Origin of the sequence: Bradyrhizobium sp. 76, assembly GCF_023073025.1 — a bacterium.
Classification (GTDB): Bacteria; Pseudomonadota; Alphaproteobacteria; order Rhizobiales; family Xanthobacteraceae; genus Bradyrhizobium.
On record NZ_JADPIS010000015.1, the window covers coordinates 770,897 to 787,156 of the forward strand.

The 16,260-nt window shown below is 62.0% G+C and carries 29 protein-coding genes and 1 tRNA gene; 13 read left to right on the forward strand and 17 right to left on the reverse strand.

Translation table 11 applies throughout. From position 1 onward, the window contains the following. Positions 1–70: 70 nt before the first annotated feature. The 3 genes from IVB48_RS04670 to IVB48_RS04680 all read right to left on the reverse strand — a co-directional run bounded on the left by IVB48_RS04670 (position 71) and on the right by IVB48_RS04680 (position 1,688). Positions 71–697: a pilus assembly protein PilZ gene (locus IVB48_RS04670; RefSeq protein WP_027569917.1), complete on the reverse strand. Its 627-nt coding sequence runs from the start codon at positions 695–697 to the stop codon at positions 71–73. A 165-nt stretch (positions 698–862) separates the two neighbouring features. Next, on the reverse strand, positions 863–1,510 hold the full coding sequence (locus IVB48_RS04675) for a hypothetical protein (protein ID WP_247361153.1): 648 nt from the start codon (positions 1,508–1,510) through the stop codon (positions 863–865). A gap of 103 nt (positions 1,511–1,613) precedes the next feature. After that, positions 1,614–1,688, reverse strand: a tRNA-Glu gene (locus IVB48_RS04680). 223 nt (positions 1,689–1,911) lie between these two features. On the opposite strand from IVB48_RS04680, the gene IVB48_RS04685 reads away from it, so the two are divergent. Genes IVB48_RS04685 through IVB48_RS04695 form a run of 3 tightly spaced genes read left to right on the forward strand, consistent with a single transcriptional unit; the run spans position 1,912 to position 2,642 of the window. Beyond that, complete coding sequence (locus tag IVB48_RS04685) at positions 1,912–2,166, forward strand: PilZ domain-containing protein (protein WP_027569919.1); 255 nt, start codon at positions 1,912–1,914, stop codon at positions 2,164–2,166. A gap of 57 nt (positions 2,167–2,223) precedes the next feature. Next, entirely contained in the window at positions 2,224–2,469 is a 246-nt protein-coding gene (locus IVB48_RS04690) for a hypothetical protein (protein ID WP_247286153.1), read from the forward strand. A gap of 5 nt (positions 2,470–2,474) precedes the next feature. Continuing rightward, on the forward strand, positions 2,475–2,642 hold the full coding sequence (locus IVB48_RS04695; protein ID WP_247397846.1) for a hypothetical protein: 168 nt from the start codon (positions 2,475–2,477) through the stop codon (positions 2,640–2,642). A gap of 109 nt (positions 2,643–2,751) precedes the next feature. Here the strand turns inward: IVB48_RS04695 and IVB48_RS04700 are convergent, their stop codons facing one another. The 3 genes from IVB48_RS04700 to IVB48_RS04710 all read right to left on the reverse strand — a co-directional run bounded on the left by IVB48_RS04700 (position 2,752) and on the right by IVB48_RS04710 (position 4,778). Further along, positions 2,752–3,390 carry a glutathione S-transferase gene (locus tag IVB48_RS04700; protein ID WP_247397855.1) on the reverse strand — a complete coding sequence of 213 codons (639 nt, stop codon included), beginning with the start codon at positions 3,388–3,390 and terminating at the stop codon, positions 2,752–2,754. Between the two features lie 308 nt (positions 3,391–3,698). Further along, positions 3,699–4,151, reverse strand: coding sequence for a VOC family protein (locus tag IVB48_RS04705; RefSeq protein ID WP_027517781.1), 453 nt, complete (start codon positions 4,149–4,151; stop codon positions 3,699–3,701). 228 nt (positions 4,152–4,379) lie between these two features. Beyond that, positions 4,380–4,778 carry a VOC family protein gene (locus IVB48_RS04710; RefSeq protein ID WP_027569922.1) on the reverse strand — a complete coding sequence of 133 codons (399 nt, stop codon included), beginning with the start codon at positions 4,776–4,778 and terminating at the stop codon, positions 4,380–4,382. A 302-nt stretch (positions 4,779–5,080) separates the two neighbouring features. Here IVB48_RS04710 and IVB48_RS04715 point away from each other — a divergent pair, with 302 nt between their 5' ends. The 3 genes from IVB48_RS04715 to IVB48_RS04725 all read left to right on the forward strand — a co-directional run bounded on the left by IVB48_RS04715 (position 5,081) and on the right by IVB48_RS04725 (position 6,125). Next, the gene (locus tag IVB48_RS04715) at positions 5,081–5,281 is read left to right on the forward strand and encodes a hypothetical protein (protein WP_247397858.1); all 201 of its coding nucleotides are present in this window, start codon (positions 5,081–5,083) and stop codon (positions 5,279–5,281) included. 5 nt (positions 5,282–5,286) lie between these two features. After that, entirely contained in the window at positions 5,287–5,556 is a 270-nt protein-coding gene (locus IVB48_RS04720) for a hypothetical protein (RefSeq protein ID WP_247397862.1), read from the forward strand. Between the two features lie 338 nt (positions 5,557–5,894). Continuing rightward, the gene (locus IVB48_RS04725) at positions 5,895–6,125 is read left to right on the forward strand and encodes a hypothetical protein (RefSeq protein ID WP_027569924.1); all 231 of its coding nucleotides are present in this window, start codon (positions 5,895–5,897) and stop codon (positions 6,123–6,125) included. 126 nt (positions 6,126–6,251) lie between these two features. Here the strand turns inward: IVB48_RS04725 and IVB48_RS04730 are convergent, their stop codons facing one another. From IVB48_RS04730 to IVB48_RS04760, 7 genes are all read right to left on the reverse strand, one after another. Next, on the reverse strand, positions 6,252–6,455 hold the full coding sequence (locus IVB48_RS04730) for a DUF3072 domain-containing protein (RefSeq protein WP_247398189.1): 204 nt from the start codon (positions 6,453–6,455) through the stop codon (positions 6,252–6,254). A gap of 132 nt (positions 6,456–6,587) precedes the next feature. Beyond that, the gene (locus IVB48_RS04735) at positions 6,588–7,598 is read right to left on the reverse strand and encodes an acyltransferase (protein ID WP_247397865.1); all 1,011 of its coding nucleotides are present in this window, start codon (positions 7,596–7,598) and stop codon (positions 6,588–6,590) included. Between the two features lie 170 nt (positions 7,599–7,768). Next, positions 7,769–8,278: a hypothetical protein gene (locus tag IVB48_RS04740; RefSeq protein WP_247397868.1), complete on the reverse strand. Its 510-nt coding sequence runs from the start codon at positions 8,276–8,278 to the stop codon at positions 7,769–7,771. 204 nt (positions 8,279–8,482) lie between these two features. After that, complete coding sequence (locus IVB48_RS04745) at positions 8,483–8,659, reverse strand: hypothetical protein (RefSeq protein WP_007610124.1); 177 nt, start codon at positions 8,657–8,659, stop codon at positions 8,483–8,485. 353 nt (positions 8,660–9,012) lie between these two features. Beyond that, positions 9,013–9,285 carry a hypothetical protein gene (locus tag IVB48_RS04750; protein ID WP_027569928.1) on the reverse strand — a complete coding sequence of 91 codons (273 nt, stop codon included), beginning with the start codon at positions 9,283–9,285 and terminating at the stop codon, positions 9,013–9,015. 126 nt (positions 9,286–9,411) lie between these two features. Beyond that, positions 9,412–9,714, reverse strand: coding sequence for a hypothetical protein (locus IVB48_RS04755; protein WP_247397871.1), 303 nt, complete (start codon positions 9,712–9,714; stop codon positions 9,412–9,414). A 245-nt stretch (positions 9,715–9,959) separates the two neighbouring features. Beyond that, on the reverse strand, positions 9,960–10,145 hold the full coding sequence (locus IVB48_RS04760) for a hypothetical protein (protein WP_007591378.1): 186 nt from the start codon (positions 10,143–10,145) through the stop codon (positions 9,960–9,962). A 411-nt stretch (positions 10,146–10,556) separates the two neighbouring features. Between IVB48_RS04760 and IVB48_RS04765 the strand changes: the two genes are divergently transcribed. Both IVB48_RS04765 and IVB48_RS04770 read left to right on the forward strand, forming a co-directional pair. Next, positions 10,557–10,853 (forward strand): HU family DNA-binding protein, encoded by a 297-nt coding sequence (locus IVB48_RS04765; RefSeq protein WP_007591377.1) that lies wholly within the window; start codon positions 10,557–10,559, stop codon positions 10,851–10,853. Positions 10,854–11,024: 171 nt separating this feature from the next. After that, the gene (locus tag IVB48_RS04770; RefSeq protein WP_084462276.1) at positions 11,025–11,201 is read left to right on the forward strand and encodes a DUF2934 domain-containing protein; all 177 of its coding nucleotides are present in this window, start codon (positions 11,025–11,027) and stop codon (positions 11,199–11,201) included. 239 nt (positions 11,202–11,440) lie between these two features. Here the strand turns inward: IVB48_RS04770 and IVB48_RS04775 are convergent, their stop codons facing one another. After that, positions 11,441–11,668, reverse strand: a complete 228-nt coding sequence (locus tag IVB48_RS04775) for a hypothetical protein (protein WP_247286144.1) — start codon at positions 11,666–11,668, stop codon at positions 11,441–11,443. 290 nt (positions 11,669–11,958) lie between these two features. Here IVB48_RS04775 and IVB48_RS04780 point away from each other — a divergent pair, with 290 nt between their 5' ends. Together IVB48_RS04780 and IVB48_RS04785 are read left to right on the forward strand one after the other, a co-directional pair. Continuing rightward, positions 11,959–12,111, forward strand: a complete 153-nt coding sequence (locus tag IVB48_RS04780; protein WP_197031199.1) for a hypothetical protein — start codon at positions 11,959–11,961, stop codon at positions 12,109–12,111. 760 nt (positions 12,112–12,871) lie between these two features. After that, on the forward strand, positions 12,872–13,069 hold the full coding sequence (locus IVB48_RS04785) for a hypothetical protein (protein WP_247286143.1): 198 nt from the start codon (positions 12,872–12,874) through the stop codon (positions 13,067–13,069). Here the strand turns inward: IVB48_RS04785 and IVB48_RS41090 are convergent. Then, positions 13,066–13,191 carry a hypothetical protein gene (locus IVB48_RS41090; protein WP_256468854.1) on the reverse strand — a complete coding sequence of 42 codons (126 nt, stop codon included), beginning with the start codon at positions 13,189–13,191 and terminating at the stop codon, positions 13,066–13,068. The genes IVB48_RS04785 and IVB48_RS41090 overlap by 4 nt on opposite strands. 77 nt (positions 13,192–13,268) lie before the next feature. After that, on the reverse strand, positions 13,269–13,484 hold the full coding sequence (locus IVB48_RS04790; RefSeq protein ID WP_247397874.1) for a hypothetical protein: 216 nt from the start codon (positions 13,482–13,484) through the stop codon (positions 13,269–13,271). Between the two features lie 296 nt (positions 13,485–13,780). On the opposite strand from IVB48_RS04790, the gene IVB48_RS04795 reads away from it, so the two are divergent. Then, entirely contained in the window at positions 13,781–14,074 is a 294-nt protein-coding gene (locus tag IVB48_RS04795) for a hypothetical protein (RefSeq protein ID WP_247398192.1), read from the forward strand. A gap of 67 nt (positions 14,075–14,141) precedes the next feature. Here IVB48_RS04795 and IVB48_RS04800 read toward each other — a convergent pair whose 3' ends face one another. Beyond that, on the reverse strand, positions 14,142–14,306 hold the full coding sequence (locus IVB48_RS04800; RefSeq protein ID WP_007610153.1) for a hypothetical protein: 165 nt from the start codon (positions 14,304–14,306) through the stop codon (positions 14,142–14,144). Between the two features lie 268 nt (positions 14,307–14,574). Here IVB48_RS04800 and IVB48_RS04805 point away from each other — a divergent pair, with 268 nt between their 5' ends. Further along, complete coding sequence (locus tag IVB48_RS04805) at positions 14,575–15,336, forward strand: NAD-dependent protein deacetylase (RefSeq protein ID WP_247397876.1); 762 nt, start codon at positions 14,575–14,577, stop codon at positions 15,334–15,336. A 198-nt stretch (positions 15,337–15,534) separates the two neighbouring features. Then, complete coding sequence (locus tag IVB48_RS04810) at positions 15,535–16,167, forward strand: cold-shock protein (RefSeq protein WP_018457757.1); 633 nt, start codon at positions 15,535–15,537, stop codon at positions 16,165–16,167. Positions 16,168–16,260 lie beyond the last annotated feature (93 nt).

Below are 16,260 nucleotides of genomic sequence, written 5' to 3' on the forward strand. Positions count from 1 at the left end.
CGGCAAGAGCCACGGACCTTCAAAAGCTGACCCCGGAATGGGGCTGCGATAGGGCGGCGCGGCGCGAGGATCAGGCCGATTGCAGCATGGGCGTGCGGACGATCAGCCGGACGACGTCATCCCGCGACTGCTTTTCCGCGAATTTGACCGCGAACCCGTTTTCGAATTTGCGGATCACGCGCCCGACGCAAGCGCCGACCGCAAGCGGAGTTCCCACTGGCGGATCGTACTCGCAGGATATCGCGACACCGGCCGTGGAGACGTCGATGATGAAGCAGGCATGGGTACTGCCGTCGGCGAGCGTCAGGAAGGTGTGCGCGACCTGCGGAACGAAGCGCGCGTCATTCCGCAGCTCCTGGACGCTGGCGTCCTTCTGCTTCTTCTCGAGCCAGGTCAGCTTTTCCGACATCCAGGCGCGCCGGGCCCGCGTCATGTCGAGCTCCATCAGGAAGCCCGATTTCAGCGTCGCGCTGATGGTGCACTGGAATTCGCCAAAATCTTGGAAGTATGAGGTCACGCGCTCGCCGACCTTTCCGACCACGGGAACGTCGACCATCATGCGGAACGGTGAGACGCGGCTGGTGCGGCACGCGAAGGTGCGCAGCTTGCCCTCGCAATCGTACCAGCGCGGCAGAGAGTAGCTGCCGCTCACGGTGACTTGCACGGCACGCTGTCTGAGGAACTCTGCGACGGACATGGGCGCCAATCGTGTTGCGGAGGTTTTCCGTAATTCCACGGTAGCAATCAAATTCTAAGCAAATGATACCGGCGCTCACGAGCAGGGGTAAATTTTTGGTAAACGCACGGATCGGGATGGGCGGCATAGCGCCGCGATTAGCAGGCCCGCGATCTCACGATTGCGTCATCCGAGCAGCACCAGCAGAGCCAGCACGCCAATGGCCATGACGAGCTTGATCGTCGCGCAGGTCTGGCTGCCGGGTCCGCGCTCAAATCCGAACCACGGCAATGCATGCCGCATCGCGCGCGTTGCGAATGCTTCGACGATGACGAACAAGAGAGCGATGCCGGCGAGGAAGGACCATGATGCATCCGGCAGCATCCATGCCGCGAGCCACGCGGGAACGGACGCCTTCAGCGATGCCAGCAGCGCGAACCATCCGAACAGCGATACGAAGCCCTTGATGATGTCGGGCCCGATCGTGCCGGGCTCGAGACGGATGCCGATCTTTCCAAGAGCGAGTTCGATGCGCTCGCCATCGGTGAAGAAGAGGAAGGCGCCGAGGTAGAGCGGGACGCGCGACTGAAACAGGAGCGCGACCATGCCGAACAGGACGGCGTAGCCGAAAGCGTCACTGACGATGGTCGTGCCGGCCGCCTGCGACGGCTCCGGTGCAGCCGTGGCCCGAGGCAGCGACCTGGCGCGCGCCATGTGCTCGAGCATTCTAGCGCGGCGCTCCGGCGCGTAGGCTGCCGAGCGGTGGATCCATGGCGGCGGCGCCGGCGAGGCAATTCCGGCCTGGTCGTCCGAGGGAGATTTATGCTGCGCCATGGGCCTGCATCCGGTTCCATCTGGACATTGGTCGGAGCCGAGGGGCAGGGAGGTTCATGCGGGGGCCGCAGATATCGCCGCGTCATCCAAAACGCCCGGATAATGGCGCTCCCTAGCGGAATCGAACCGCTCTCTCCACCGTGAAAGGGTGGCGTCCTAACCGATAGACGAAGGGAGCAAACCCAGGGCCCCGCCGCTTTTCGCGGCACGGCCGCTGGCCGCCCGAGTCATGCCCGGCGGCTGCAGCGGGCGAACCTATAATGGCCTTTGGCGCCCTGGGCAAGCCGTTCGGGAACGGTCTTTTGGCACCGTGGTAGCCTCCGCCCCCGGATCATTCGGGGGCGAATTCAACGGTTTCTTAGGTTCCCTGAGTTAGCGCTGGACTGGGAGAATTTGAGCCGATGCCACCGCCCAAGAAGCGCGCAGCCCGCAAGTCGCTGTCGCAGCATGCCTGGATCACGCTCGAGGGCGGATTCGCGGCGCGGCAATGCCTGGTCCAGGACATCTCCGCCACGGGCGCCAAGATTACGCTGGACGAGGATGCGGGCCAGCTCCCGGGCGTGATCCGGATGGCGTTCGCGCGCGATGCGCGGACCGGGCGGAGCTGCCAGGTGGTGTGGCGCCGCGGCAAATCGGCCGGCATCAAGTTCATCTGACCCCGGGCAAAGTGACCTCGATGGCGCAAGGCACCGGTTCGGGTTAGAACGGCCCGCATGCGTGCGCCGCTCCTCATCCTGATCTCGTTGCTGACCATGTCCGCGGCCGCGGCGGAAGCCTTGCGTCTGCCGCCTCCGGAGCGCCCGCAGACCGGCAAGGCCTTGCCGCTCAAGGGTGCCGGCGGGAGCGCGAAAGCGGGCTCCTGCGCCGCCTATGGCCGCGGCTTCCATCTGGTCGAGAGCACCGGCACCTGCGTCAAGATCGGCGGCTCGATCAGCGTCGAGACCACGATCAGGCGCTGACCTCGATGCCACCTGATATCATGCGGCCCGAAATCATCGTCCCGTTCGTGATGTATTGCGCGCTGCTATGGTGGATCGGCCGCGGCCTGAGCTGGACTGCGCGGCTCGCCACCGCGGCCGTGACGCTCGTGCTGATCGTCTGCGTGCTGCTGTTCGAGCGCGGTTGGCCCTAAACAAAAAAACGCGAAAACAACCCCATGCACAGTAGCCGCCACCTCCTGGCGGCACGCGGCGAAGTGCCGATTCATCGTGCTCTCAACGAGGGTTAAGCCGCATCACCGCTCACGACATCGGCGGTGCCACAAATTGCGCAAAACCGGGCCGTTTGCCGAGATCGGCGAGCCAGCGCGTCAGATGCGGCTGCGCGGGCCGGGTGATGCCCTCGACGCCGAGCCAGCGCCGCGCATAGGCGCCGATCGCGATATCGGCGAGGGTGAACGCATCGCCGTCCATGTACGGACGCGTGGAGAGCAGACGGTCGGCGATGGCCCAGATCTCGGCGGCGGCATCCGCATCCTTCTGCAGCTGGATCATGTCGCGTTCGGCGGGCGGCGTGCGCACGAGGCCCCAGAACACCGGGCGGTCGACCGGCTGCACCATCGACAGCGTCCAGTCGAGCCAGCGGTCGACGCTGGCGCGCAGCTTCGGCGCCTCGGGATAGATCGGCGTGCCGCGCCCGTGCGCGAGGCAGAGATAGCGCATGATCGAATTGGACTCCCACAGCGTGAAGTCGCCCTCGACCAGCGTCGGGATCCGCGCATTGGGGTTCATCGCGAGATAGTCGGACTCGCGGGTCTTGCCGAACGCCATGCCGGCGTCGATGCGCTCGTAAGCCAGGCTGAGCTCGGCGAGGCACCACAGCACCTTCTGCACGTTGACCGAATTGGCGCGGCCCCAGATCGTCAGCTTTTGGTCCGGCACGTCATCCTCCCCAGGCGTTTCTTTCGGCGCGGGTAATAGCGGAATTCACTGCGGCGAGCGACGCGCGATTGCGCCGATCCTCTCATGCAAAAGGTCCGCATGCAAAAAGCTCCGCCCGAGGCGGAGCTTTCATTGCAAGGTCAAGCTGGTCAGGCGATCAGCGGCCGAAGAACAGCCACAGCAAGATGATCACCGGGATCGGCACACCCAGCATCCACAACAAAATTCCGCGTCCCATCGTGTCCTCCTCCAATTGCATTGTCGAAGAGAGAACGCTTAGGGCAGGGGCTGGTTCCCGCGGAAAGGCTCTACCAATGGCCGATGTTGGGCATCGACGACCACGGCTCCTGCGGCGGCTTCGGGTCGCCCTTCTGCAAGATCTCGATCGAGTGCAGATCCGGCGAGCGGACGAAGGCCATGTTGCCGTCGCGCGGCGGCCGGTTGATCGTGACGCCGGCCTTCATCAGCTTCTCGCAGGTGGCGTAGATATCGTCGACCTCATAGGCGAGATGGCCGAAGAAGCGGTCCTCGCCGTATTTTTCCTCGTCCCAATTCCAGGTGAGCTCGACCAGCGGCGCGCCGCGCGTCTGCGGCTGCTTCTTCAGCGCCTCGAGATCGTCCGACGAGCACAGGAACACCAGCGTGAAACGCCCCTTGTCGTTCTCGATCCGCCGCACCTCCTTCAGCCCCAGCGCATCCTGGTAAAACTTCAGCGCGACATCGAGATTGCGCACGCGCAGCATGGTGTGGAGGTATCGCATGGTTGTTGCTCCCTGGGTGGATGGAGGGTTTTTGGTTCGGCCGAGCCGAAGGGAGTAGGAGATAGCAGGAAAATCCGAGGAGGGGCAGGGGGCGGATGCACATGTGCATGAGGGCGAAGCCGGCCGATGAAGTAAATCAGCCGGCGAAATTTCAATGCACTTTCACCGCAAATCCAGTGGCGCACACGCGCCATTGGCAGTGTGTGCGGGGCGGTCTGCTGCCGCGGCCTATTGCGTCGCGAGGCGCTTTCCGGCCTGCTCGGCCGGGGGCGTGAAGAGCGATACTGCGGTGCCTTCGGGGTCACGAAACTGGAACGTCCTGTTGCCCCATGGCATCGTTTTCAGCTCGTGCACCAGCGTGACCTTGTCTTTCAGGCGCTCATAATCCGCATCGATGTCCTCAACCTGAAACTCGATCACGGCGGTCCGATTGGCGCCGGGCTCGGCACTGTTTTCTTTCCAGAGCGCGACCGTCTCGGCTGCGCCGATTGCCAGGTTGGCGCCCGGCGTCACGATCTTGGCGAACACCGGCGCGAGCCATTCGGCGGAAACTCCGGTGATCATTTCGTAGAACGAAACCATGCTTTTGATGTCGGTGGCGATCAGGCGAGTGGAGGCGAACTTCATGGCATGTCCTTTGGTTGACCGCAGATTTGAGCGGCATCGCGGGGCTCGTCGCACACCGCTGCTGCCACCCTGATGTCAGCAGTCACGACGCCGCGCCGAGCGTGCGAACTAAGGGCATGAATTGCGATGGCAGTGCTCAAGCGCTAGACCACGAGCCCCTTCACGCGAAGCGCCCCACAGCGCGAACCGGGCCGTCAGAACGGTGACGCAAACCGCAGAATTAGCCACCTCACTCACGGGTGGACAGGCTTGTGTAGCCGCTCGCAGATGAACTCCTCGCGGCAATGACGCGACTAACGGCCATGGCCAATATCCTAGGTGAGCTTCTGTTTGCACTGATCCGCTCGATTGTTGCTGGATGGGCGTATGCGCTCTGGGTCAAACTGGCGACATGGCTCGACCCGAAAATCCAACGGCGTTGGGTGAAGCTTGCCGTAGGAGGCCTCCTCGGCTTGGCAGCTTATTTTATGATTCCGATCTTGATGGGGCTGTTGGGCCTTTGAACACAATGAAATCCGTTCTCATCGTCGCACTGGCAATCGGGGCGCTCGTCTCGACGGTGCTGCTCGTCATGGAGCAGCTCACCGACTACTCCATCGCTGTGAAGGCATGGGAGATGCCGGGCATATCCGCAGCCTACCTTTTCTGGGGAGCGGTTGGCAGTTCCGTTTTCCTGGGCGTCGCCATCACTTGGGCCGTGAATGCAATCGTTTACGGCGCGCCCGCCTTCGTTGTCCTTACAGTCGTCAAGCTGGCAATTCGCGGTCTGCCGAAGTGATCTGGCAATGACCGTGGGGTCAGATATTGGCCTATCCGTCGGGAATTACGCATTACGGTGACACGCAGTTAACTGCGTGATTGCGGTGCTGTTCGCGAGCACCGACGGCTACCTTACGGGATAGTGCACTGACGCCGCAGGTGCCAACGAAACGCATCACGCTTAACGTTTGTGAATGCCGCGTTGGCCGAACGCCTGCAATTCTCCAGTATTGGCGGCACTTCAGATCATCGGTGGAGTCAGGCTCTCCCGTCTCGCGGGACGGAGCGTGCATGCCTCGATCGGCGTCCGCCCGCCAACACGACTAGCCGTATTCATTATGAGATTGAGGACAGGTGATGTTGCTTCTGGAGGAGTTCAACGAACGAACGCTGTCGCACATGGACAGGGCGCTGGAGCGCGTCAGCGAGATGATGCCTGAGGTGATGGAAGCCTACACCGCGCGCCGGTATGTCGCCGAACGGATCATCCACTGCGCCAAGCACGAGACACGCGAGATCGACGGCCTCGTCGCGGCCGGCCGGCGTGCGGTCGCTGAGCTGGCTGTGAGGGTCGTCGAAAGCGATTAGCTGTCTGGCCGCGAACCTGCCGCAGAGGACCGCGCTCGCCGGCGATGATTGGTACTTGGCGCTTGGCGACGGGCGGCCTCCCTGTCAGCCGCCGCCCATCTCTCGTGTTTCGAAATGCAGCGCCGTCTACTTCTCGAGCCCGGCCTTCTGCCGCATCGTCTCGATCAGCTCTGACGCCTCTGCCTTGGTCAGATCCTCCTTGGGGAGGGGCTTGTGGGCCTGCTCGGCGAGGGTCTTGAGGTAGGATTCCTGGGCGCCGGTCATCGGGTCGTCCCCGGAGACCCAATCCTTCGGGTCCTTTTGGGTGTTGCCTGCGGTGTTGCCAGCCATCTTGTTGTCGGTCACGGCGATCTCTCCTTTTCAGGCTCAATGCCGACTGATGCTTGTTGTTCCTTATTTGTTCGTGGCTGGCCCATGACGCAGCCAGGGCCGCACTTGCCCGGATTCAGGGTCGGGAGATGATCACGGAACGGCCGGCAGCGATCGGCGTCTGCGCATCAGACTTAGCTTGCGCCCCCAATCGAGGATCGGTGCCTCAACGGCGACGTGCAAGGCGGCGGCGAGACCGATGGAGAGCAGGATGCCCGCGATGATTGTCCCGACGGTCGACAGAAGCCACAGTCCGTCGAAGCTGGCGATCCATTTCACCACCAGATAATGGACGATATACAACGCGTACGAGATCTTGCCGAGCCATTGCAGGACCGGTGAGAAGGATCGCCCCTCGATCTCGACAGCGACCACAGCATGGATCAGCAATCCCGCGCCGAGGCCATAGGTCAGGACGCGCGCGAATTGCGGGTCGGCCGCGCCGCGCACGAAAATCCAGTACCACCCGGCCACGAACAGGCCCGCGGAAACGGCGGGGAAGTGGCGCGAAAAGCGCAATCGTCCGCTTCTCTGGAGATAGGCGATGACAACGCCGGCACCGAATTCCAGCACCAGCGGATGAAAGTAGATCCCGGCCTCCAGGCCGAAGACGAGAGCAAGAATGACCAGGGCGAATCCAGCGAACAAGATCTCGAACAGCCGGTCCGGCTTGATCGCCAGGACGATGGCGACGGCGACGTAGAAGTGCAGTTCGAAAGCCAGCGACCAGGCTGGGCCAAGGTACCAGTTCGGATAGGTCCATGCGAAGATGGTTCCGAGATCGAGAGCGGGGCGGTCGCCCGGCGCCAGCGCGATCCAGGAGGAGCTGACAAACGCCGCCAGCAACACCAGCCAATAGAGCGGGAAAATTCTGAGGGCCCGTCTGAAAGCGAAATCCAGCGGGTTATCTTGTGCCGTCGCGGTGGTCGCGATGATGAAGCCGGAGATCACGAAAAAGATGTCGACGCCGCTCGCAAGTATCGTCAGCGCACCCTCGGCAAGCTCCGGCCCGACCATGTCGGGTCGCGCACTGATCGCGTGTCCGCAGACCACCGACAGCGCAGCGACGCCGCGCATCGCCTGTACACCCGCGAAGATTCGCACCAAGCCTCGCCACGTTCATTCCAGAATAGTGCAATTTAGGCGAGAAACCCATTAAGGAACAGTTGCGCGCATGCGATAGAATGGGTGGCGGATGCGTTAGGGTGAGGCATGCATCTGAGGCGGATTGATTGCTGTGCCCTTCCTCCAAGGCACGACCACAGGAGCACTCCCTAGCGCTTTGCTTCCTGCTTGCCCCGCCTGATTTCCTCTGCCTCGTCCACCAGCTTCAAGGCGGCGCCGTCGTAGCTCAGCTTCAGCCCACGACCGACGGTCCATATCCATCCCTCCAGGGCATCCCCGGTTGGCTGGGCGTTGAACTGGTCGGATATCGATTTGACGGCAGCGTCTTGGGGGCCCGGATTGCTCAACTCCGCGTTGACGCGCCAGATGGGATGTTTGGGGTCCGGATTCTTGGGGTCGACGTCGTCGGCAAAGATCGTGACCTTGGCGCCGTCGACTGCGCATTCGAGGACGTAGGAATCGCGAAGCTGACGGCAGCGGTAGCGACGTTGCGTGATGAGCTTGTTGGTCTCGTCGAATGTCATGCCGGGCGAAAAGCCGAGGATGTCGGACTTCTGCACGAGTGCCAGTGACGCAGGCTTCAGAAAGCTCGGCTGGACCGCCACGAGAACGGCCGCGGCAACAACGATCACGCCGGCGACAACAATGGCAATCTTCATCAGCCCCTCGTAAGAAACGTCCGACCATACAACAGCCGGAGCGTTCTACCAGCATCGCCGCTGCATGGTTCGAGACGTCCGCTATCGTTGGAGGATCGCACCACCGAAAGATCGCATGGTCACATATCGCTTGGTCATGAACGTGAAAACCGCCCCTGACATGACCAGGGGCGGTTTTAGCAAACGGGGTTTTCGAAACGCGGTCTAGTGACCGGTGCCGGGCTTCGTCGTCTTCGGCGGCTTGCCATCTTCGATCCGGCCTTCGTTGCGCAAGTCGCGACCTTCCTGGGCTTTCTTCTGGCTCTCAGGGGACTTGCCGTGTTCGTTCATCTCTTCCTTGATGAACCCGGCGCCTTCCTTCACTTTACCTTCAACGCTCATGACGATCTCCTTGTCCTAGTAATAGGTCAACTCGCGCGAGACCTGACCGTTCCGGTGCGCGCACCTATGTGAGGAGTGCAGTATTGAGGGTGCACTTTGTAAGGGTGCACTTTGTAAGAGTGCACTTGCCGGGAACAGGTTAGTTGTCAGCGCGTACCGATGCGTTGATGTCGCGGGCAGAAACCGGAAAAATGCGCCGCGTCCAACATCCCCATTGCGTCCGGTTGTCACCCGGCAGTGCGTTGGACAACGCGGCTTCGGGCGACAGGTTTCCATCGGGACCCGTTATGAAATGGCCGCGCCGCCTTTTGGAAAGCGACGCGGCCAAGAGGCAAGCGATATAGGAAACCGGCTTACTTCATGTTGCTGCGGGTCTTGGTGCCGCCCTGGTCGCTGCCGGGGCCGGAGCCGCCCTGGCCGGAGGCGTCGGGCCTCACCATTCCGCCCTTGCTCGTGCCGTCATGGCTCATGCCCGTCGTGCCCCTCGTCATCGTGCCCTTGTCCGTGTTGTTCATGCCGGGCTTCTGCATGTTGTCCGACTGCGCGGCGGGGCCGGTCTGGGTCTGGGCAAAGGCAGAGCCGCACATGAGGCCGAGGGCGGCGGTCGCAATGATGAACTTCTTCATCTCAAACTCCTGGTTGGTTGAGTAGGCCAACGGGAGCGCAGAAGCCCTGTTCCTAAAACAGGGCGTTCCAGAGTGCAAAAGTTCTCGTCTGCGCGCGAACCGCTATCGACTTCGCTTGAAAGCGCTCTAAGCCGCAATCCGCTGGTCGGCCGGACCCGTCAACTGCTTGAGCACTTCCGCATGCTCCAGGTCGGGAACCGCGATGGCGGTGTGGCTGTAGCTCGCATGGGTTCGTGATTTTGCAATCTGGTCCAGGATCTCGCCGCCCTTGATGACGTGGAGGCCCATGCCCTCTCCGGACGGGAAGATCGCGAGCACCACGTCATAGGCCGTGATGACGGCGCGCAGCGCTTCGGCCTTGTCTTCGGCAATTTCGACGAACACGCGAACATCGGCCGCGAGTTCACGCAGCTCGTTAAAATCCAGCACTGTGGGTACTCCAACGCAACGATACTGAGAGGAGATTGGAGGCGTTAGGTTACCGAAGTCTCAACGGCGCATGCCCGGCAACAGGTTTCTCGACCGGGCGCCCCCCGCGAGGCGATAGACAAGCGGGCATTGCCGCCTGCTCGGCAATGCGCCGGCACGGAAAGAACATCTGGAACGGGGAGGGACGAAGCGCGCCTCATACCCCTAAGGGCGTCACACGATGCGCGCGTGACTTTATGCGCGCTTTACTTGGCGTATCCCTGGGAGCGGAGCCACGCGATCTTGCGGTCGCCGTTGATCCAGTCGTCGGCATCTGCCTTGCTGGTGAAGCCCTTGATTTCGCGCTGTTCGCTGTCCGGGTAATCCGCCAGGATTTTCCAGTCGTTGTCTGCAATGCGGACGGTTTTGAAGGTCACTTTTGTTTTTGCCATGCCGCATTATGCAGGAGATGACCGGAAAAGAGAACCTGCCTTGTGACGGTCACCCGCGCGGCCCTAGGCGCAGACCTGGGGGCCAGCCTGATCGGCATTGCGCGGCCGGGTCCCCCGGAAAAGGCGAAAGCCCCGCCTGGGGGAAGCGGGGCTCTCTGATGGGGGTGAAGCTTGGGGACTTCAAAGAGTTAGACGCCTCAGGAAGAAAATGGTTCAACGTGGAAACGGCGCAAGCTGCGGCATCTTTGCCGGGGCGTCCGGGCTCCCCCAGAACCCCCTGCTTGCGTTTTGGGCGTCGATGGGTTCTAAGCCCCGTCACTTCATGAAAGTTGGCATGAATCAGAAGCGCGTTGCGCGGTTGGACCGCGTCCTGAGCAAAGCCTGCTCGCGCGCACAGAAGGAAATTCAGACATGGCGAAGATGACCAAGACTCAGTTGATCGATGCAATTGCCGAGGGTACGCAGCTGTCGAAGAACGACGTGAAGTCGGTCATCGAGTACATGGCAACCGTCGGCTACAAGGAGCTCAACGAGTCCGGCGAGTTCGTCATTCCGGGCTTCGTCAAGATGTCGGTTGTGAACAAGCCGGCGACCGAAGCCCGCATGGGCGTCAATCCCTTCACCAAGGAGCCGATGCAGTTCGCCGCGAAGCCGGCGAGCAAGTCGGTGAAGGCCTCGCCGCTGAAGGTGGCCAAGGACTCCGTCTAAGGGCTCGCCAAGGGCTCGCCAAGGGCTCGCGTTTTCGTTGTGGACCCTCTTTTTCGCGGAGTGCTGCCGCGGAGTGCTGCAATGACCGCTTGCTTGTGCTGAACCAATAAGGAACTCTGTTAGGGAACTCTCGGGCGTCGTCAGGCTTTGCTTCCGAAAGGGAGAAATCACATGACTGGTCTCAGTGAAGTAGAGATTCGAAACCGCGCCTATCACCTCTGGAAGGAGGCCGGCGAGCCCGCGGGCACGATGGACACCTTCTGGTACGAGGCCGAAAAGGAGCTTCTCGCCGAGCGGACCAAGCAAAGCGAAGTCCCGCCCGGGATGACCGACAATCTGCCGGTCTGACTTTGCTGGTCTAAGAGGCGGACAGAGGCGAGCGTCGACAGTTCTCAAAGCAGCCACCCGGCGTAACGCCCGGGTGGCTGCTTTGCTGTTCGGGCCATCGCTTGGATGGCGGCCGCCTCAAAGAAAAACCCCGGGCTTAGGGACCGGGGCTCTTCAAGCTGGTCGGCCGCGTCGCGACATGCCGCCAGCACCACTGAATTCGGTTTGACAACGCGAGACGAAAAAATTCGTTCCGGCTGCTACTCCGCCGACACGGACACGTCGACGATCGCCGGCGTATCGACCTGGCGCTCGCGCCAGACGACGAGATCGCATTTGGGATTGAGCCACTGATACTCGGAGCCGCGCGCCTTCAGGTGCGCGAGCGCTGCATCATGTGCGGCGGTCTGATCCGGCGCCTCGACCATGATTTCCACGGTCTCCTCGATCTGACGCACCACCTCGACGGCGTAGTATTTTCTGGTCACGGTCCCTCGCTCCGGAATGACTAACGGGGAGGGCCATGGCGCGTTCCCCAAAAGAAAAACCCCGCGCTTTCGCACGGGGCCTTCCTGGCTGGCTGCGATGGGATTTCAGCGCCGCGCCGCCGGCCGCGTTCTCGAACTTAAGGTTGAAAACCCAAAAAGCAACCGCGCCGACGCGCGGAAGGCTCAAGGCGATGTGCCCGGCGAATTTCGCGGGAGGGGCTGGACTTTTTGTTCTTAGTTTGTTCTAGTGAAGCATCTCTTTGGCGGCGACCATTTGGTTGGAGGTCCCCATGACTGTCGAGAAACAACGCGAAGTGATCAGGCTCTGGAATCAGCTCAGGAAGCTCGAAGGTCCGGCCGCGGAAGAACTCCGCATCCAGATCCTCGAATGCTTTTCGGAGAAGGATCTGTCGGGGAAGGAGACGGTGAAGCGCGCAGCGTGATGAGCGTCGCACTACGTCGACGATAACAGGCAATCGCGCCTGCCTTCACCGATCGTTAGGAATCGTTTTGCGCTGATTCCTCGACTCCGATTCGTTCCTTGCGAACGAAGTGGAGTCGGATGCAGAACAAGCCGTGGCTTCTGTGTCGATGCGGGACATGCCCTCTCTGACCCAGCCGGCGTGATGCTTCGCACAGTGCCGTTCGCCTGTCCTCGCTACGAGATCAGGCGAGGGAGACGCGACATGGATGCGTGCTGGTTTATCGAGATGTTTGCCGAGATCGCAAAAGTGTTTTTGTACGACCGGCATCCGCGCTTGCGCAAAGGCAGGCCGTCGGTGCCGCAGGTGCCACCGCGATCGAAATCCGATGACGCGATGTGAGCGCGCGACCGTTGGCGATGATGCGATCGTTTGCGCACAAACGAAGAGTTAAGACTTGCTTCGCGCCGATTTCTGCGATTCCGATTCGTTCTTCGAGAACGAAAGGCAGGTGAAGCTGGAACAAAGCCGGACGGCGGATCGCCACAAACTCCGCAGCCTCGGCTTCGCGCGAGGTTGAGACGGCTCGCCGAGTTCTGAAGGCGCTTGGCGAACTCCTAACGGAAGCTTGCCGCGAAGCCGATAACCCTATTCGGTTAGGTTAAAAGCCCAATCGCGTTGCGCTTGCCGCTGCTTGGGATAGGTGTGTCTGGCGACGTCTGGAAACGACTTTGCCAACAAGCGACTTTGGCCAACAAGCAATTTTGCCAAGAACGAATTCATGACACCTTTTTCACAACCGAGCTTTTATCAAGGCGACCGCCACACCTACCGGCGCGTCGCCATCGTCGGCACGCTCTTTTGTCTGGCGTTCGTGGTGATCAGCGTCTCGCTGCGGCCACAGCTCGAGGACACGCGTGTCGCGGTCAAGGCCGACAGGCTGATGCGCACGGCGGGCCAGCCACCTCACACGAATTAACGGTCCTCGCCGGAGATCTGATGGTCGGCGCAATTCCCTGGGCACGCGGTGCCATGTGAGGCGAGCGCCACGAAACCGGCATAACCGGACAGGTTGAGCAGGACTTCGAGCCAAACGGGCATGTCGGCCTCTTTTCTCCTTGAAGGCTACGCCAACGTGCGCGCGAAGCGCATGTTCCCGGACAAGACGGACCGGCGCCTCAAAGCGGGGTGGTGGGGTCGAGCCGCCGGCCGAGGGCGCCTACGGACTCGCTCGACGGGTGTTCCTTAAGGAACTCGGCAATGGCCCGCGCCAACTCGCCGTCGCTCATCGGCGTCGGCGGCGGGCGCAGCGTGCCGACACCGAAACTGCGGACGATCTCGTCGTAATGCTGATCGCCCGATCTCGGAACCAGCCTGCGGATACGGGCCAGCAATCTGGATATCGGCACTTTATCCTCCTGGACGCTCCCCGCTGGCAGCAATTGTGCTGCGTTGCCAATTTGCTGTCCGTGAAACTGAAAACCCCGCCAGCATTGGTGATGCTAACGGGGTCTTCGTGCTGTTGCCTCAACCGGATGGCGGAGGCGTCCGCACTTGAACAAGCAATTCGCGGAACGCGCGCCTGTTCCATGCGTGGCGGATTTAATCCGAGCTCGGTTCCACAGCCGTGCGCGCAACCATCTCACCGCGCCGGCGTTGTCTATGCGAGATACGAAGGAGGAGATTCATGATGAGGAAGACACTGGCAGTTCTGGCTACCGTTGCGGCCGTCGGCGTGACCGCGGTCGCGGCGCCTGCGCCTGCCGAGGCGCGCGGCCGCGGCATCGGTCCGGGCCTCGCATTCGGCCTGGCCGCCGGCGCCATCACTGCGGGCGCCGTCGCCGCGTCCCATCCTTATGGCTACGGCTACGGCCCGGGGTATGGCTACTATGGCGGCCCCGCTTATGCTTACGGCCCCGGTCCGTACGCCTATTACGGCGATGGACCGTACTACCGCCGCCACCATTATTACCGTCACTGGTAACGGCTGACCAAATGAAAAGCCCGGAGCAACGCTCCGGGCTTTTTTCATGCTCGGTGATCTGGTGTCGTTACGGCCAGAGCGAGGGCCGCTCCACCTTGCGCGCGTTGTCGAGCGTCGACACGAAATACTCGTCACGCTCCCGCTTGAATTTTTCCTGGGTGGCACGGAACGCGGCGACACGGGCGGCGATCTCTTCGCGTTCGCGGATTTTACGTTGTTCGTCCTCGGTCATTTCAAATCCCCTCTGCACGTGAGTATGTGTCCTACTGAACTCAAGCACTGCCGCCGCAATCACGTTGAGTCGCGTCAACACATGCATTGGCGCTTCTGATTGGGGCGTCAATGGGGAGGAGGCATTGCAGGATTGTGATAAGCGAGGGTCGGAAAAAATTGCCGACCACGTCGTGTGCCGCGGTGGATAACCGCGTCAACAATCTTGTCGCTTGCGCATGCTGCAGCTAGCGCAAAAACAAATCGGCAAAGCAAAACGGGAGGCCGCGTTGATTGCATCGGATCTTCGCAGCGGCGTCGAGCGTCTCGGCGACATGATCGCCGAAGCCAAACGGATCGTGCCGTTCACCGGCGCCGGCATCTCGACCGAGTGCGGCATCCCCGACTTCCGCTCGCCGGGCGGAATTTGGACGCGCAACCGCCCGATCCCATTCGACGAGTTCGTCGCCAGCCAGGAGGCGCGCGACGAATCCTGGCGCCGGCGCTTCGCGATGGAGGAGGTCTTTGCGGCGGCCAGGCCCGGCCGCGGCCATCGCGCACTCGCCTCGCTCTACCGTGCCGGCAAGGTTCCCGCGATCATCACCCAGAACATCGACAATCTGCACCAGGCCTCAGGCGTCGCGAGCGACCACGTGGTCGAACTTCACGGCAACACCACGTATGCGCGCTGCATCGGATGCGGTCAGGCCTATCCGCTTGATTGGGTCAAGCGCCGCTTCGACGGGGAGGGCGCCGCGCCCAACTGTACCGTGTGCGACGAGCCGGTGAAGACCGCCACGATCTCCTTCGGCCAAATGATGCCCGAGGACGAAATGCAGCGCGCGACCGCGCTGTCGCAAGCCTGCGACCTCTTCATCGCGATCGGTTCCTCGCTGGTGGTATGGCCGGCCGCGGGCTTTCCGATGATGGCGAAGAGATCAGGCGCACGTCTGGTGATCGTCAATCGCGAGCCCACCGAGCAGGACGACATCGCCGACCTCGTGATCCGCCACGATATCGGCGAAACGCTCGGGCCCTTTGTCGGTAATTGAGGCAGCAATTTGATTCGCGCCTGTGCAAGCTGTTCATAGGTTCCGCCGAATCTCTTTTTTGTCTATGCGTCGCAACCGGGAGTGTTATCTTTTGAGTCGAAAGATTCGCGTCGCGTCGAGTTGAGAAGATTCTCTAAAGACGCGTGATTCGGCGCCGCCATTCAGGCGGGTTGCATGGCATGTGTGGGGTCCGGGGTTATGGGGTCGTCGGACGGATTTGAGTCCAAGAAGGTCGGAGTTCCCGCGGTGGGCGAACACGGCGGTGGCGGTCGCGACAGCGCACTCAGTCCGTTCACGGGACTTGGTGAGAGCAGCGCCAACCTCGTCGAGGTTCACGGCGTCATCAAATGGTTCGACGCCTCAAAGGGCTACGGCTTCATCGTTCCCGACAATGGCTGGCCCGACGTGCTCCTGCACGTTACCGTGCTTAGGCGCGACGGCTTCCAGACCGCCTACGAGGGTGCCCGCATCGTCGTCGAGTGCATCCAGCGCGCCAAGGGCTACCAGGCGTTTCGCGTCGTCTCGATGGACGAATCCACGGCGATCCATCCGGCGCAGATGCTGCCGCCGCGCACCCATGTCACGGTGACCGCGACCAGCGGGCTGGAGCGGGCTCAGGTGAAGTGGTTCAACCGGCTCCGCGGTTTCGGCTTCCTGACCTGCGGCGAGGGCACGCCCGACATCTTCGTGCACATGGAGACGCTGCGCCGCTTCGGCATGACCGAGTTGCGGCCCGGCCAGTATGTCCTGGTCCGCTTCGGACCCGGCTCCAAGGGCATGATGGCGGCCGAGATCCATCCCGAGACGGGATCGCCGGTTTCGTCCCACTAATTCCATTCCCGCGATCGTGAGCAGAGGCGCGCTGGCTGGCCGGCGCGCCTCTGGCTTTTCCGGCGACCGCCACGTAAGGACTGGTCCAGTCCC

Bases quoted from the DNA above. Each gene is read 5' to 3' on its own strand.
- IVB48_RS04670 (WP_027569917.1), bottom strand. From the start codon at position 697: ATGTCCGTCGCAGAGTTCCTCAGACAGCGTGCCGTGCAAGTCACCGTG.
- IVB48_RS04715 (WP_247397858.1), top strand. From the start codon at position 5,081: ATGGCCAATATCCTAGGTGAGCTTCTGTTTGCACTGATCCGCTCGATT.
- IVB48_RS04740 (WP_247397868.1), bottom strand. From the start codon at position 8,278: ATGAAGATTGCCATTGTTGTCGCCGGCGTGATCGTTGTTGCCGCGGCC.
- IVB48_RS04710 (WP_027569922.1), bottom strand. From the start codon at position 4,778: ATGAAGTTCGCCTCCACTCGCCTGATCGCCACCGACATCAAAAGCATG.
- IVB48_RS04730 (WP_247398189.1), bottom strand. From the start codon at position 6,455: ATGGCTGGCAACACCGCAGGCAACACCCAAAAGGACCCGAAGGATTGG.
- IVB48_RS04690 (WP_247286153.1), top strand. From the start codon at position 2,224: ATGCGTGCGCCGCTCCTCATCCTGATCTCGTTGCTGACCATGTCCGCG.
- IVB48_RS04760 (WP_007591378.1), bottom strand. From the start codon at position 10,145: ATGGCAAAAACAAAAGTGACCTTCAAAACCGTCCGCATTGCAGACAAC.
- IVB48_RS04750 (WP_027569928.1), bottom strand. From the start codon at position 9,285: ATGAAGAAGTTCATCATTGCGACCGCCGCCCTCGGCCTCATGTGCGGC.
- IVB48_RS04725 (WP_027569924.1), top strand. From the start codon at position 5,895: ATGTTGCTTCTGGAGGAGTTCAACGAACGAACGCTGTCGCACATGGAC.
- IVB48_RS04800 (WP_007610153.1), bottom strand. From the start codon at position 14,306: ATGACCGAGGACGAACAACGTAAAATCCGCGAACGCGAAGAGATCGCC.
- IVB48_RS04685 (WP_027569919.1), top strand. From the start codon at position 1,912: ATGCCACCGCCCAAGAAGCGCGCAGCCCGCAAGTCGCTGTCGCAGCAT.
- IVB48_RS04695 (WP_247397846.1), top strand. From the start codon at position 2,475: ATGCCACCTGATATCATGCGGCCCGAAATCATCGTCCCGTTCGTGATG.
- IVB48_RS04675 (WP_247361153.1), bottom strand. From the start codon at position 1,510: ATGGCGCAGCATAAATCTCCCTCGGACGACCAGGCCGGAATTGCCTCG.
- IVB48_RS04780 (WP_197031199.1), top strand. From the start codon at position 11,959: ATGACTGTCGAGAAACAACGCGAAGTGATCAGGCTCTGGAATCAGCTC.
- IVB48_RS04810 (WP_018457757.1), top strand. From the start codon at position 15,535: ATGGGGTCGTCGGACGGATTTGAGTCCAAGAAGGTCGGAGTTCCCGCG.
- IVB48_RS04785 (WP_247286143.1), top strand. From the start codon at position 12,872: ATGACACCTTTTTCACAACCGAGCTTTTATCAAGGCGACCGCCACACC.
- IVB48_RS04720 (WP_247397862.1), top strand. From the start codon at position 5,287: ATGAAATCCGTTCTCATCGTCGCACTGGCAATCGGGGCGCTCGTCTCG.
- IVB48_RS04745 (WP_007610124.1), bottom strand. From the start codon at position 8,659: ATGAGCGTTGAAGGTAAAGTGAAGGAAGGCGCCGGGTTCATCAAGGAA.
- IVB48_RS04765 (WP_007591377.1), top strand. From the start codon at position 10,557: ATGGCGAAGATGACCAAGACTCAGTTGATCGATGCAATTGCCGAGGGT.
- IVB48_RS04705 (WP_027517781.1), bottom strand. From the start codon at position 4,151: ATGCGATACCTCCACACCATGCTGCGCGTGCGCAATCTCGATGTCGCG.
- IVB48_RS04795 (WP_247398192.1), top strand. From the start codon at position 13,781: ATGAGGAAGACACTGGCAGTTCTGGCTACCGTTGCGGCCGTCGGCGTG.
- IVB48_RS41090 (WP_256468854.1), bottom strand. From the start codon at position 13,191: ATGCCCGTTTGGCTCGAAGTCCTGCTCAACCTGTCCGGTTATGCCGGT.
- IVB48_RS04770 (WP_084462276.1), top strand. From the start codon at position 11,025: ATGACTGGTCTCAGTGAAGTAGAGATTCGAAACCGCGCCTATCACCTC.